Annotated in this window: 11 protein-coding genes; 7 read left to right on the plus strand and 4 right to left on the minus strand. The window is 58.8% G+C overall.

The window, feature by feature from the left end:
• Nucleotides 1-83: 83 nt before the first annotated feature.
• Nucleotides 84-1742, minus strand: a complete 1659-nt coding sequence (locus ACR0IY_RS16600) for an NAD+ synthase (RefSeq protein ID WP_480675204.1) — start codon at nt 1740-1742, stop codon at nt 84-86.
• Between the two features lie 146 nt (nt 1743-1888).
• Between ACR0IY_RS16600 and ACR0IY_RS16605 the strand changes: the two genes are divergently transcribed.
• Nucleotides 1889-3346 (plus strand): MORN repeat-containing protein, encoded by a 1458-nt coding sequence (locus tag ACR0IY_RS16605; protein WP_480675205.1) that lies wholly within the window; start codon nt 1889-1891, stop codon nt 3344-3346.
• A gap of 10 nt (nt 3347-3356) precedes the next feature.
• On the opposite strand, the gene ACR0IY_RS16610 is transcribed toward ACR0IY_RS16605, so the two are convergent.
• On the minus strand, nt 3357-4022 hold the full coding sequence (locus ACR0IY_RS16610) for an SDR family NAD(P)-dependent oxidoreductase (protein WP_480675207.1): 666 nt from the start codon (nt 4020-4022) through the stop codon (nt 3357-3359).
• A gap of 286 nt (nt 4023-4308) precedes the next feature.
• On the opposite strand from ACR0IY_RS16610, the gene ACR0IY_RS16615 reads away from it, so the two are divergent.
• Entirely contained in the window at nt 4309-5883 is a 1575-nt protein-coding gene (locus ACR0IY_RS16615; protein ID WP_480675209.1) for a 2-isopropylmalate synthase, read from the plus strand.
• Nucleotides 5884-5928: 45 nt separating this feature from the next.
• Here the strand turns inward: ACR0IY_RS16615 and ACR0IY_RS16620 are convergent, their stop codons facing one another.
• Nucleotides 5929-7668 carry an adenylate/guanylate cyclase domain-containing protein gene (locus tag ACR0IY_RS16620; protein WP_480675211.1) on the minus strand — a complete coding sequence of 580 codons (1740 nt, stop codon included), beginning with the start codon at nt 7666-7668 and terminating at the stop codon, nt 5929-5931.
• A gap of 112 nt (nt 7669-7780) precedes the next feature.
• On the minus strand, nt 7781-8575 hold the full coding sequence (locus tag ACR0IY_RS16625; protein ID WP_480675213.1) for a 23S rRNA (adenine(2030)-N(6))-methyltransferase RlmJ: 795 nt from the start codon (nt 8573-8575) through the stop codon (nt 7781-7783).
• 155 nt (nt 8576-8730) lie between these two features.
• Here ACR0IY_RS16625 and ACR0IY_RS16630 point away from each other — a divergent pair, with 155 nt between their 5' ends.
• Genes ACR0IY_RS16630 through rodA form a run of 5 tightly spaced genes read left to right on the plus strand, consistent with a single transcriptional unit; the run spans nt 8731 to nt 14347 of the window.
• The gene (locus tag ACR0IY_RS16630) at nt 8731-9777 is read left to right on the plus strand and encodes a rod shape-determining protein (RefSeq protein ID WP_039523195.1); all 1047 of its coding nucleotides are present in this window, start codon (nt 8731-8733) and stop codon (nt 9775-9777) included.
• Between the two features lie 56 nt (nt 9778-9833).
• Complete coding sequence (gene mreC / locus ACR0IY_RS16635) at nt 9834-10736, plus strand: rod shape-determining protein MreC (RefSeq protein WP_480675215.1); 903 nt, start codon at nt 9834-9836, stop codon at nt 10734-10736.
• A complete protein-coding gene (locus ACR0IY_RS16640; RefSeq protein ID WP_480675217.1) occupies nt 10729-11262 on the plus strand; it encodes a rod shape-determining protein MreD in 534 nt (177 codons plus the stop codon). Before mreC ends, ACR0IY_RS16640 begins: the two co-directional genes overlap by 8 nt.
• Nucleotides 11262-13211 (plus strand): penicillin-binding protein 2, encoded by a 1950-nt coding sequence (gene mrdA, locus ACR0IY_RS16645; protein WP_480675219.1) that lies wholly within the window; start codon nt 11262-11264, stop codon nt 13209-13211. The genes ACR0IY_RS16640 and mrdA overlap by 1 nt, the downstream gene beginning before the upstream one ends.
• Complete coding sequence (gene rodA / locus ACR0IY_RS16650; RefSeq protein WP_480675221.1) at nt 13208-14347, plus strand: rod shape-determining protein RodA; 1140 nt, start codon at nt 13208-13210, stop codon at nt 14345-14347. Before mrdA ends, rodA begins: the two co-directional genes overlap by 4 nt.
• Nucleotides 14348-14354: the final 7 nt, after the last annotated feature.

Below are 14354 nucleotides of genomic sequence, written 5' to 3' on the forward strand. Positions count from 1 at the left end.
TCTCGAAACAATATACGAAAGATGATGCAACTGGCCCGATACAAGAAACGTGCGACAACCGTACCCGGAAAGGTTCGGCCAGCTCAGCCCTGATCCCGCCAGCGATTCACAATTGGATACCTGCGATCCAGCCAGAAAGCCCGGCTGGTCAGGCGCGTACCCGGAGCCGATTGAAAGCGTTTGTATTCACTGATGTAGATCAGATGCTCGACACGCCGCGCGACGGCTTCATCGAACCCGGCGGCCACGCAATCGGCGATTGATCCGTCCTGATCGACCAGAATATCCAGAATAGCGTCAAGCACCGGGTAGTCCGGCAGGCTGTCGCTGTCTTTCTGGTCCTCGCGCAGCTCGGCACTGGGCGGCTTGTCGATGACGGACGGGCGGATCACTTCACCGTCAGGCCCCATCATCCAGTCGCGGTGATTGGCATTGCGCCAACGGCATGTCTCGAACACGCGTGTCTTGTACAGATCCTTGATTGGATTATAGCCGCCGTTCATGTCGCCATAGATGGTGGCGTATCCGACAGCCACTTCGGATTTATTGCCAGTGGTCAGCAACATCTCACCAAACTTGTTCGAGATCGCCATCAACAGCAAACCCCGCAGACGGGACTGGACGTTTTCTTCGGTCAAATCCGCCTCGCGCCCAGCAAACAATGGGGCCAGAGTCTCCGTCACTGCTGCCCGGCTGTCCGATATCGGAACATAGTCATAATGAACACCCAGTGCCTTGGCGACTGCCTCGGCATCGTCCAGCGAGGCCTGACTGGTGTATTCCGACGGCAGCATCACGCAGCGGACATTCTCGGCCCCAATGGCATCCACGGCAATCGCCGCGACCAAGGCGGAATCGACCCCGCCCGACAAACCCAGCAGAGCCTTTTTGAACCCGGTCTTGCCCATGTAGTCGCGCAGAGATTGCACCATCGCGCGATAGTCCTGCTCCCATTCATCCGGTTGAGGCACGATTTCGACAGGCACGATGCGCCAGCCCTCGTTGCCGCGCTCCAAATCGACATGGGTTACAGCCTCGTCGAAAACGGGCATCCGAAAGGCCAGCTCCCCGCCCGGGTTCAGGCCGAATGTGGCTCCGTCGAACACCTGATCGTCCTGACCGCCCACCATGTTCAGATAAATCAGCGGCAGGCCGGTTTCGACCACACGGGCCACCATGTGGTTCAATCGCACATCGTATTTGTTGCGGAAATAAGGCGAGCCATTGGGGATCAGCAGAAACTCGGCCCCAGTCTCTTCCAGCGTTTCGGCGACGTCGGGATGCCAGCTGTCTTCACAGATCGGGCTGCCGATGCGCGAGTTGCCAACGGAATACGGCCCGCCCAACGGCCCGGCATCGTAAAGGCGCACCTCGTCGAATACGGTTTCATTCGGCAGGTGATGTTTGAGCACTTTGCTGCCGATACGTCCGCCTTTCAAAATCAGGTAGGCGTTGTGCAGGCTGTCGCCTTCTGCCCATGGGCCACCAATGGCCATAGCCGGCCCATCCGCGCATTGGGCCGCCAATTCTTCGACCGCAGCCATTGCCGCGCGGTGAAACGCAGGTTTAACCACCAGATCCTGCGTATTGTAACCGGTTATGAACATTTCCGGGAACGCCACAAGATCAGCCCCGGCCTTGCGCGCCTGTTGCCACGCCGCCAACGCCTTGGCGGCGTTGCCCGCGATATCCCCCACTACGGGGTTGAGTTGCGCCAGAGTGATGCGGAAACGGTCGGCCATTGTGCCCTCTTGCCCTCGTCAGACTTACTGCCATTTAGCAGATCATTGCGCGAGTGAAAGGCAAATGCGGCAAAACCCGTTGCTCTGCCCCCACGGGTACCTTAGTTTTGCGCAAAAGTATGAACACCCGGCAGACAGGACCGATTATGAAAGCTCTCCGCATTACACTTGCCGTATTAGCGATAGCTCTGATCGCCTCGGGGGGTGCCGCACAGAACGGTCAGGTGATCACCAAGAATGACGAAGTCGGCGGCGTATACGAAGGCACGTTTGAAAACGGCCTGCGGCATGGGACAGGCACCTACCGTTTGCCCAACGGGTTTGAATACACGGGCGAGTGGGTGGAAGGCGAAATTCAGGGGCAAGGTGTCACACGCTATCCGGACGGCTCCACCTACGAAGGAACGTTTGCTAAGGGCAAACCTGAAGGGCAAGGCAAAATCATCTACGCCGATGGCAGCACCTATGAAGGCGAATGGTCAGACGGTGCAGTCAACGGCACAGGTGTCGCCCAGTATGCCAACGGTATTCGGTACGAAGGTGGATTCCAGAACGCCCGCCATCACGGCAAAGGCGTGATGACCGACCCCAGCGGGTACAGGTATGACGGAGACTGGGTGGACGGCGTCAAGCAGGGCAAGGGCAAGATCACCTCGACTGACGGCAGAGTATACGAAGGCGATATCAAGGATGGCCAACGCCACGGTCAGGGCAGCGAGACCATGCCAGACGGGATGACCTACGTCGGAGAGTGGAGCGAGAACCGCATTACCGGCAATGGTGTCCTGACTAATGCCGACGGAACCGTCTATGAAGGACCGCTGGTCAATGGGCGGCGTCAGGGCATGGGCAAGGCGATCTATGCCAATGGAAACACATACGAAGGTGAATTCGTAGATGATTTCCGGCATGGAAAGGGCACCTACACGGGCACGGATGGCTATGTTTACACCGGCGAATGGAGCGACGGTCAAATCCACGGTCTGGGCGAGCTGACCTATCCCGACGGATCAGTTTATGTTGGCGATTTCAAAGACGATCTGCCTGAGGGCAAAGGCCGGATCACCTATTCGGACGGTTCGACCTATGACGGCGACTGGATTGCCGGGGTGATGGAAGGCCAGGGTGCGTTGTCCTTCCCCGATGGCACGGTCTACAAAGGTCAGTTCAAGAACGCCAAGAACCACGGCAAAGGCATCCTGACCTTCGCCAACGGCTACAGCTATGATGGTGACTGGAACGACGGCTTGCGGCAGGGCACGGGCACGGCCTCCTACCCAGACGGAACTGTCTATACCGGGGACTTCTTTGAAGGGAAGCGCCACGGGCAGGGTGATATCGAGATGGCAAACGGATTCAGCTATTCCGGTGAATGGACCGAAGGGAAGATCACCGGCGACGGGGTTGCGACATACCCGAGCGGTGATGTCTACGAAGGCAGTTTCGTGGACGCCAAACGTCAGGGCAACGGCACGATGCGCTATGCCAACGGCCAGGAAGAGACCGGTGTTTGGGAAAACGATCAGATCGCGAATCCCAATGACACCTCATCCGAGGCAGCGCCCGAGCCTGCTCCCGCTGACGCTGGCGGTTCGGACGGATAAAGTCGGTAAGTTACCACGACACAGGCTTTCCCGCCCAATCGAAAAACCCTCCGGTATCAGCTGGACTCAGCTGCTGTATCACGTTCATCAGGTTCAAAGCCGCTTGATCTGGCATAACAGCAGGATTCCGGCCCAGGTATTTTCGGGTAAATTCTGTCTGGACAGTACCCGGATGCAGGGCGACGCAGATTGCCTGTTTATGGGTGCGAGCCAGTTCAATGGCCGAGGTGCGGACAATCTGGTTCACTGCCGCCTTTGACGCCCGATAACTGACCCATCCGCCTAGCCGGTTGTCCCCGATCGATCCGACGCGCGCAGAAAGAATGGCGAAAACCGCGCGCCTGTCACGCGGTAGCAGACGCGACGCATGGCTCAGGACCAATGCGGGGCCCACCGCATTCAGCGCGAACTGATCCATCATCGCCCGAGCGGAAATGGCCCGAATGGTCTTTTCCGGTTTTGCCCCGTTGATCTCCAACGCGCCGGACGCAACCAAAATCAGATCAAACGGCCTGTGAACTGCATCCAACGCACTGCGAACACGTTCAGAATCCGTCAGATCAAACCCATCGGCAGAACGCGACAGGGTTGTCACCGCCACCCCCTGTCCGTTCAGCAGTTTGCAGATCGCCCGCCCAATTCCACCGGATGCGCCGATTACCAAAGCCGTTTCCATATCGTTCCACCTAGCCGTCTGGGCTTGCGTATCAATGGGCTGCCGAAATAAAGGTCTCCGCCTCTGTTACGCTGCAAAATGGTCTTTTCATTCGCGGCGCGACCTGTATAACCTCAACCCATGATCAACCGCGCAGATATCCCTTTTGCCGACACCGCTCTTTGCGGTGCGTCGCTGCGTGGCCTACTGATCCTAATCCGCCTCTGAGCGTGCCATCCGGCGCGCCCGCTCAGAGGAGGACGCCCGCGCGCCAAAGGCTTTAGGACAGAAGAAGAAAGAGATTCCCATGACCAACGTGACCGACCAAGACCGCGTCTTGATCTTTGACACAACCTTGCGCGACGGCGAACAAAGCCCCGGCGCCACCATGACCCATGACGAAAAGCTTGAGATTGCCGAGCTGCTGGACGAGATGGGCGTCGATATCATAGAGGCTGGCTTTCCGATTGCGTCGGAAGGTGATTTCAAGGCAGTGTCCGAGATCGCCCAACGATCAAAAAACAGCCGCATCTGCGGTCTGGCCCGTGCGAATTTCGCCGATATCGACCGCTGCTGGGAGGCGGTGAAACACGCCAAAAAGAACCGCATTCACACCTTCATTGGCACCTCGCCACTGCACCGCGCCATTCCGAACCTCACACAGGACGAAATGGCCGAGAAAATCCACGAAACGGTCAGCCACGCTCGCAACCTGTGCGAAAACGTGCAGTGGTCGCCGATGGATGCAACCCGGACCGAGTGGGATTACCTGTGCCGTGTGATCGAGATAGCGATCAAGGCTGGTGCGACCACGATCAACATCCCCGACACTGTTGGATACACCGCGCCATTGGAATCCGCTGATTTGATCAAGCGGCTGATCGAAACCGTGCCGGGCGCGGATGAGGTTGTGTTCGCGACCCACTGCCACAACGACCTTGGCATGGCGACAGCGAACTCGCTGGCGGCTGTTGCCGGCGGCGCACGGCAGATCGAATGCACCATCAACGGTCTGGGCGAACGTGCGGGCAACACTGCTCTGGAAGAGGTCGTAATGGCCCTGCGCACCCGCAACGATATCATGCCGTGGCGCACTGGGATCGACACCACCAAGATCATGCATATCTCGCGCCGTGTGGCGACGGTGTCGGGTTTCAACGTGCAGTTCAACAAGGCCATCGTCGGCAAGAACGCCTTTGCACACGAAAGCGGCATCCACCAGGATGGGATGCTGAAGAACCGCGAAAACTTCGAGATCATGCGACCTGAGGATATCGGCCTGTCAGGCACCTCTTTGCCGCTGGGCAAACACTCGGGCCGGGCAGCGTTGCGCGACAAGCTGGAAACACTGGGCTATGAGGTCGGAGACAACCAGTTAAAAGACATCTTCGTGCGGTTCAAGGACTTGGCAGACCGCAAGAAAGAGGTGTTTGACGACGACCTCATCGCGCTGATGACGATGGATGACGACGAGGCCAACGACCACCTGCAACTGGTGTCGATGAAGGTCACCTGCGGTACCGGCGGCCAGGCGGAATCGACGGTCGAACTGGAGGTGGACAGCAAAGACATCATCGCCACAGAACACGGCGACGGTCCGGTCGATGCAACCTTCAGAGCGATCCGGGCGATCTATCCGAACAAGGCACATCTGCAACTTTATCAGGTCCACGCGGTCACTGCCGGGACCGACGCGCAGGCAACCGTCTCGGTCCGGCTGGAAGAGGATGGCATGATCGCCACGGGCCAGTCTGCCAATACCGATACCGTGGTGGCTTCGGCCAAGGCGTATATCCACGCGCTGAACCGTCTGATCGTGCGCCGCGAAAAAACCGGCCCCGGTGCAGACGCGCGAGAGATCAGCTACAAAGACCTGACCTGACAAACCGAGCGGCCTGCGATTGCGGGCCGCTTTTCCCTTTTTAGGTCAGGACAATCCGGCCTTTTCCACCCCCTGAACAAAATGTTGCAAGTCCTCATCGCGACCGTAATGCAAGGTCGCAACAAGGTCTTCCATTGTGGTGTCGGGCTGCGCGGTATGGATGGCCTCGACATGTTTTCGGGCCTTGGCGTCGTTTCCAAGCCACGCGTGACACGCAGCGACATAAGCGTCCTGAATGGGGTCCAGAATGGGCAAATGGGCAAAGTCGTCTATCGCCTGCTCATAGTGCTTTTCGCCGAAACGCGCCTTTCCCAGATGGCTCCAGAACCGGGGCGGATGATGCGGGTTCAACCGCATCGCTTTCTGAATCCACTCTGCGCCTTCGTCGGGTCGGCCTGACCATGTCAGCAGCTCGCCCATCTGAACGACGACCAGATCGTAGTTAGGGTTCAACGACAAAGCACGCTCCTGATGATACCGCGCCCGCCCAAGGTTGTTTCGCAGGATCAGAACCGCGGCCATCAGACGATGAACATCCGCGTCGTTGTCATCCATCGAAGCGGCCTTTTGGATCGCGTCCTCGCAGGAGGCCAGCATGGCATCGCGATCCTCGCACCACCCGTATCCCCAGGCCTGCCCGCGAATGCAGCCGCTCCAAGCATGGGCATGAGCGTAATCCGGATCAAGTTCGATGGCCCGGTCAATCAGCTTCATCGCCTCGACATTGTCCTCACATGTGCTGCGGTGGTGCAGAACTTTTGCCGCCAGCACGCATTCATAGGCCGCAAAACTCGATGGCTTTCTGCGTGTCAGCCCCTCTTGCTGCGAGGCCTCGATCCGTCCCGGCAGTGTGGCGACCACCGCCGAAGTCACCTCGTCCTGAATGGTAAAGATATCGTCCAGGTCGCGATCATATTTCTCGGCCCAGATGTGGCCATCACTCTGGCTGTCGATCAGCTGGACGGTGACACGCACCCGGTTTCCGGCTTTGCGTACGCTGCCTTCGACAATGTACTGAGCACCCAACTGCTCGCCCACCTCGCGCACATTTACCGCCTGCCCCTTGTAAACAAAACTCGAGTTGCGCGAGATCACGAACAGCTCATGCCGTCGGCTGAGTTCCGTCAGCAAATCCTCGGTCAGCCCATCTGCGAAGAATTCCTGCTCTGAGTCTCCGCTCATGTTTTCGAACGGCAAAACCGCAATTGACGGTTTGACGACCTTTGTTGTTTCCTGTCCCACCGCGCCCTGCTCAGGCTCACCGGCGGGCTGGTCCAGCCCGACCCGGTAGGCATGCACGGGCTGCGACAGGTTCTTGAGCGTCAAATCTCCCAAATCATGAAATTGCAACTCCAACCGGCTGGAGACCTGTTCATGCACAGCGCCGGAAATCAACACGTCGCCCGCTTCGGCGGCCTGCTCCAGACGGGCGGCAATGTTGACGCCGCTGCCAAAGATATCGCCGTCTTCGAAAATGATTTCATCCAGGTTAATGCCAATGCGAAACTGGATGCGCTGATTGCGCGGAACATCCGTGTTTCTACGCACCATACGGTTTTGAATCTCCGCAGCGCAGGTAACGGCATCGCAGGCGCTTGGAAATTCGACCAGCATCCCGTCTCCGGTGGTCTTGATGATCGTTCCGTGGTTCTTCTCGATCGATGGGTCGATCAGTTCGATCCGATGCGTGCGCAACCGCGCCAGTGTCCCCTGTTCATCGGCTTCCATCAAGCGGCTGTAACCCACCATGTCGGCGGCCAGAACCGTTGCGAGTCGGCGAGTCATGGCGCCCCTCCTTGCGACAATTCTAGGACTGCACATCATATTCTAACAAGGGATTTTGTTGACTCACTCGTGGCGTGTAATTGATCATCGACATTGCGCGCTCTGCCTGTGCTCAGGCTCGATCAAGCCGGGCGAATATTGCATCCAGTTTCGCGGTCTCTTCGGTCAATCCGAACGGAGCGTTCACGAAGAACATCCCTGAACCAATCATACGGTGACCTTCGCGTGCGGCCGGAAACCGAACCTCATGGCACACAGCCTTGGTCAGATTCTGTTTCTTCAGCGCATCTAACATGGGTTTGTGCCGCCCGTCCGTAAGTATCGGATACCACAGAGCAATCACTCCGACATTCCACTTGCGATGCACCTTGCCGATTATACCCGGCAGGCGATCGTATTCCGATTTCACCTCATAACTCGGGTCGATCAACAACATCCCGCGCCGGGGGGTAGGTGGCAGCAAAGAATGCGCCAGTTCGTAGCCGTCTTTTTTATAGACCTTGGCCCCATAGGACGACAGCACATTGGCCAGGGCCCCATGTTCCTGCGGATGTAGTTCGGCAAAATGCAGACTGTCCTGATCCCTTAGCAAGTTGGCTGCAATCAATGGCGAGCCCGCATAAGCCTGTGCTCCATAGCGCGCCTGCACCTTTTGCAAGGCAACCGAAAGTGGATGCTCCGGACTGAACCACCCTTCACGCTGCGCGCGTCCGATACCGGCTGACGCCTCGCCCGTGCGCACCGCCTCGGCTGCGTCCAACTGGTACAGCCCGCGCCCCGAATGCGTTTCAAGGTAGGTCAGCGGCTTGTCTTTGCGGGTCAGATAGTCCAGCACATATGCCAATAAAGCGTGCTTTTGTACGTCAGCCAGATTCCCAGCGTGGTAAATGTGTTGATAAGAGAGCATTTTGCCTTCTAAAGTCCCTTTCAATAAGGCGGAAAGGTGCTGATTGTCGCGGAATCAGCCCTTTTACCGGGCGAGATGGCACCCTATAAGACATGCGTCCCGGAACCGTCGAGTCGCGGGCAGTGGAAATTCTGACGAACGGGATCATTGAAAACATGGGAATCTTTGGCAATCTGGGCGGCCTGTTCACAGCGGACATGGCCATCGACCTTGGGACAGCGAACACGCTGGTTTATGTCAAAGGGCGCGGCGTGATCCTGTCGGAACCTTCGGTGGTGGCCTACCACGTCAAGGACGGCGTCAAAAAAGTGCTGGCCGTTGGCGAGGACGCCAAGCTGATGCTGGGCCGAACCCCCGGCTCGATCGAGGCGATCCGCCCGATGCGCGAAGGCGTCATTGCCGATTTCGACACCGCCGAAGAAATGATCAAGCACTTCATCCGTAAAGTACATAAACGCTCGACCTTCTCGAAACCCAAGATCATCGTTTGCGTCCCCCACGGCGCGACACCCGTAGAAAAACGAGCGATCCGTCAGTCGGTTCTGTCCGCAGGCGCCCGCCGCGCTGGTCTGATTGCCGAGCCGATTGCCGCCGCGATTGGCGCAGGCATGCCAATAACCGATCCGACCGGCAACATGGTTGTCGATATCGGTGGCGGCACAACCGAAGTTGCGGTTCTGTCGCTGGGCGACATCGTCTATGCGCGCTCGGTCCGTGTCGGCGGCGACCGCATGGACGAAGCCATCATCTCCTATCTGCGTCGTCAGCAGAACCTGCTGGTCGGTGAATCCACCGCCGAACGCATCAAGACCACCATCGGCACCGCCCGCATGCCTGACGACGGGCGCGGCCAGTCGATGCATATCCGTGGCCGTGACCTGCTGAACGGCGTGCCGAAGGAAATTGAAATCAGCCAGGCGCAAGTGGCCGAGGCGCTTTCGGAGCCCGTGCAGCAGATTTGCGAAGCGGTGATGACCGCGCTGGAAACCACCCCACCCGATCTGGCCGCCGACATTGTGGACCGGGGCGTGATGCTGACCGGCGGCGGTGCGTTGCTGGGCGATCTGGATCTGGCGCTGCGCGAACAGACCGGTCTGGCCGTATCGATCGCCGATGAAAGCTTGAATTGCGTGGCCTTGGGCACCGGCAAGGCGCTGGAATACGAAAAACAACTGCGCCACGCGATTGACTACGAAAGCTAAGGCGCGCACCCTTTAGGGGGCAACACTCGGGCACGAGCAGCACGGGAAGGTAACCTGTGGCAAAGGACCGATCACAGCGCGATGAATACACCACCCCCCTGCGCCGCTTGCTGTTGGGGATCGTGGTTCTGTGCCTGCTGGCGATCTTTCTGGTTTGGCGCATCGACAGCCCGCGCGTCGAACGGTTCCGCGCACAGGTGGTGGACAGGGTCGTCCCCTCGATGGAATGGGCCATGGTTCCGGTCACGGCCGTCGTAAATCTGGTGCGCGATTTTCAAAGCTACCAACGCCTGAGCGAACAGAATCAGGAATTGCGCAGCGAACTGCGCCTGATGCGGGCCTGGAAAGAGGCCGCCTTGCAGCTGGAGCAGGAAAATGCCCGGTTGCTGGACCTGAACAACGTGCGCCTGGATCCACGCCTGACCTATATTACCGGGGTCGTGATGGCTGACAGTGGGTCCCCCTTCCGTCAGTCGGTCCTGCTGAACGTGGGCGAACGGGACGGTATCACCGATGGCTGGGCTACCATGGATGGGATCGGTGTCGTCGGACGCATCTCGGGCGTAGGACCTGATACGGCGCGCGTGATTCTAATGACCGACGCATCCAGTGCCATACCAGCGACCATTCAACCATCGGGTCAAACAGCCCTGATCACCGGCGACAACACTCCGGCGCCAGTGGTAGAGTTTCTTGAGAACCGCGAACTGGTACGTCCCGGTGACCGCGTTGTGACATCGGGTGACGGGGGCGTCTTCCCCGCCGGTCTGCTGATCGGCCAGATCACCGCCGATCCGGGCGGCCGCCTGAGGGTACGCTTATCGGCGGATTTTGAACGGCTCGAATTCCTTAGGGTTCTGCGCTATCAGTCAGCCCCACCCATTCAGGACCCCGGCGGCATTGTGGGACCAAGACAGCCCGAAACCGTCCTGAACCCGATGGAGGTTGGCGATGGATAGCCAAACCTCACAGCTTTGGTCCAAGCGGGCCCTTTACCTGTTTCTGGCGGCTTTGGTCCTGTTTCTGCACCTGCTGCCGCTGGACACAAAACCGGATCGCTGGCCTTTCCCCGATCTGCTGATCGTTCTGACATTTGCATGGGTGCTGCGCCGATCCGACTATGTCCCGACATTGCTTGTGGCCATTGTCATGCTGATGGCTGATCTGTTGTTGCAACGTCCGCCCGGTTTGCTGGCGGCTTTGGTGGTATTGGGCTCAGAGTACCTCAGGACTGCCGCACCGGGTATGCGCGATACGGGCTTTTTCGGTGAATGGTCGACGGTCGCAGTGGTGATCACGGCAGTTTTTGTGTTGAACCGCGTCATTCTTGCTATTCTCTCCGTGCAACAGGCAGCCCTGGGCCCGGTGGTGATACAAGTGGTTCTGACAATTGCGGTTTATCCTCTGATCGTTCTGCTCAGCCAGAATGGGTTTGGCGTGCGACGCAAATCCGTCGCCGAAACCAACGCATTGGGTGCGCGATGATGAAGCAACGCAAACCCAAAGCCCAAGGCCTTGCCTACAAACGCCTTCCCCGCCGGGCGCTGATTCTGGGTGGGCTGCAGGCCGCCTTCATCGGCGGGCTTGCTGCACGGATGCGGTTCATGCAGGTGGATCAGGCCGACGAATACCGCCTTCTGGCCGAGGAAAACCGGATCAACATCCGCCTGATTCCGCCCACCCGTGGCCGCATCTATGATCGCCATGGGCAGGTCATCGGCCAAAACTCACCCTCTTACCGGATCGTCATGGTGCGCGAAGACGCAGGTGATGTTGACAAGGTCATCGCCAAACTGTCGGAACTGATCCCGTTGACCGAAGATGAGATCGAACGCGCAAAGACGGAAATGCGCCGCTCGGCTCCGTTTCTGCCGGTGACACTGGCCGATCAGGTCACGTGGGAAGATATTTCGAAGGTGGCCGTCAACGCACCGGCCCTGCCGGGCGTGATCCCCGAGGTGGGTCAGACCCGGCAATATCCCCGCTATGAAGATTTCGCCCATGTGGTCGGCTATGTCGGCCCGGTCAGCGACTATGACCTCAGCCAGATCGAAGACCCGGAACCGGTCCTGCGCATCCCCCGCTTTCAGATCGGCAAGGTTGGGCTGGAAGCCAAGCAGGAAATCAGCCTGCGCGGCAAGGCCGGTGCAAAACGGGTCGAGGTCAACGCCACCGGTCGAGTGATGCGCGAGTTAGACCGGCAGGAAGGAGAGGCCGGTTCCGACCTGCAGCTCTCAGTCGATGCAGATCTTCAGCAATATGCTCAGGCCCGGCTGGCCGGGGAAAGTGCCGCAGCGGTGGTGATTGACTGTGAGACCGGAGATATCCGGGCCATCAGCTCCGCCCCCAGCTTCGACCCAAACCTGTTTGTGCGGGGCATATCGGTTGCCGACTATCGGGCACTGACGCAGGACAATTACCGGCCACTGGCGAACAAAACCGTTCAGGGCACCTATCCGCCAGGCTCGACTTTCAAGATGATAACAGCGATGGCCGCGCTAGAGGCTGGTGTGGTCGGACCTGGTAACACCGTTTACTGCCCCGGCCACCTCAAGGTCGGTAGTCGCAGGTTCCACTGCTGGAAGCGCGGCGGGCACGGCACCGTGGACCTGAACCTTTCGCTGAAGCGCAGCTGCGACGTCTACTATTACGACGTGGCCCTGCGCACGGGGATCGACAGAATTTCCGACATGGCGCGCCTCTTTGGGCTGGGCGTGAAACACGACATCCCGATGTCAGCCGTGGCGGCGGGACTTGCACCAAATCAGGAATGGAAGCAGCGCGTTCACGGCGAGGACTGGCTGGTAGGCGACACCGCAAATGCCTCAATCGGACAGGGTTTTATGCTGGCCTCACCCTTGCAGCTGGCCATCATGACCGCGCGGATTGCCACCGGGCGATCGGTGACCCCGCGTCTGGTCCGATCGGTGAACGGGGTCGAGCAGCCCTCGGGCGCGGGTGAGCCGCTGCCGGTTAATCCGAACAATCTGGAACAGGTGCGCAAGGCCATGTTCTCGGTGTCGAATGATCGGCGCGGCACGGCCTATCGCAGCCGCATCATTGCCGATGAATTCCGCATGGCAGGCAAAACCGGCACCAGTCAGGTGCGCAACATCACCAAGGCCGAACGCGCTGCCGGTGTGATCCGCAACGAAGATCTGCCATGGGAACGTCGCGACCACGCGCTGTTTGTCAGCTTTGCCCCGTATGACAACCCGAAATACGCAGTCGCTGTGGTGGTCGAGCATGGCGGTGGCGGGTCCAAGGCGGCGGCTCCGGTTGCACGGGACATCATGCTGCAAGCGCTATACAACGGCACCCCGCCGCTTGAGGCCTATCCGACTGGTGATCGCGAACGCATCAAGGAACAACAAATAAAGCTCGAAGGTGACCGACGGCCCAAAGCGCGTCCTGATGAAAAGGACCGCGCATGAGCTATCTTGAATACGCCGTCAAATCCACGCCATCGGGTTTCCGCAAATTCCTGTTTATGAACTGGCCCCTGACTCTCCTGCTGATCAGCGTGGCCTGCACCGGGTTCCTGATGCTGTATTCGGTGGCCGGCGGGTCATGGACCCCATGGGCCGAACCACAACTTGAACGGTTCGGGTTGGGCATGACGGTCATGTTTATCGTTGCACTGGTGCCGATCTGGTTCTGGCGCAATATGTCAGTCGTTGCCTATCTCGGCTCAATCGGATTGCTGATTTTCGTCGAGCTTTTCGGCACTGTCGGCATGGGAGCACAGCGCTGGATTGACTTAGGCTTTATGCGATTGCAGCCTTCGGAGCTGATGAAAGTGACGTTGGTGATGCTGCTGGCGGCCTATTACGACTGGTTGCCCTCGCACAAGACGTCCCGGCCGCTCTGGGTCATAATTCCGGTCCTGCTGATCCTGATCCCAACCTTCATGGTCTTGAAACAACCTGACCTTGGCACCTCGATCCTGCTGTTGGCAGCGGGTGGCGGTCTGATGTTTCTGGCCGGTGTCCATTGGGCCTATTTCGCGGCCGTCATTGCGGCAGGTGTCGGGCTAGTCGCAACCGTGTTCAATAGCCGTGGGACGGATTGGCAGTTGCTGAAGGACTACCAGTTTCGACGGATCGACACCTTTCTTGACCCCTCTACCGACCCGCTGGGGGCGGGCTACCACATCACCCAATCCAAGATCGCGCTGGGATCGGGTGGATGGAACGGACGCGGGTTCATGCAGGGCACTCAGTCGCGGCTGAACTTCCTGCCCGAGAAACACACCGACTTTATCTTCACCACGCTGGCCGAGGAATTCGGCTTTGTCGGCGGCATCACCCTGCTCACCCTTTATGGCCTGATCCTGATCTTCTGTCTGGTCACCGCTCTGTCGACCAAAGACCGGTTTTCCTCGTTGGTCACGCTGGGCATTGCGCTGAACTTCTTCCTGTTCTTCGCGGTCAACATGTCGATGGTCATGGGACTGGCTCCGGTTGTGGGCGTACCGCTGCCAATGGTCAGCTATGGTGGCTCGGCCATGCTGGTTCTTTTGGCCGCTTTCGGTATTGTTCAAAGCGCCCATATTCATCGCCCAAGATAAACTGAAA

Source organism: Ruegeria sp. BC1 (genome assembly GCF_056539305.1).

Excerpts from the sequence above, each read along its gene's own strand:
- ACR0IY_RS16610 (WP_480675207.1), bottom strand. The coding sequence starts at position 4,022 with ATGGAAACGGCTTTGGTAATCGGCGCATCCGGTGGAATTGGGCGGGCG.
- rodA (WP_480675221.1), top strand. The coding sequence starts at position 13,208 with ATGAGCTATCTTGAATACGCCGTCAAATCCACGCCATCGGGTTTCCGC.
- ACR0IY_RS16620 (WP_480675211.1), bottom strand. The coding sequence starts at position 7,668 with ATGACTCGCCGACTCGCAACGGTTCTGGCCGCCGACATGGTGGGTTAC.
- ACR0IY_RS16600 (WP_480675204.1), bottom strand. The coding sequence starts at position 1,742 with ATGGCCGACCGTTTCCGCATCACTCTGGCGCAACTCAACCCCGTAGTG.
- ACR0IY_RS16630 (WP_039523195.1), top strand. The coding sequence starts at position 8,731 with ATGGGAATCTTTGGCAATCTGGGCGGCCTGTTCACAGCGGACATGGCC.
- ACR0IY_RS16640 (WP_480675217.1), top strand. The coding sequence starts at position 10,729 with ATGGATAGCCAAACCTCACAGCTTTGGTCCAAGCGGGCCCTTTACCTG.
- ACR0IY_RS16605 (WP_480675205.1), top strand. The coding sequence starts at position 1,889 with ATGAAAGCTCTCCGCATTACACTTGCCGTATTAGCGATAGCTCTGATC.
- mrdA (WP_480675219.1), top strand. The coding sequence starts at position 11,262 with ATGAAGCAACGCAAACCCAAAGCCCAAGGCCTTGCCTACAAACGCCTT.
- ACR0IY_RS16615 (WP_480675209.1), top strand. The coding sequence starts at position 4,309 with ATGACCAACGTGACCGACCAAGACCGCGTCTTGATCTTTGACACAACC.
- ACR0IY_RS16625 (WP_480675213.1), bottom strand. The coding sequence starts at position 8,575 with ATGCTCTCTTATCAACACATTTACCACGCTGGGAATCTGGCTGACGTA.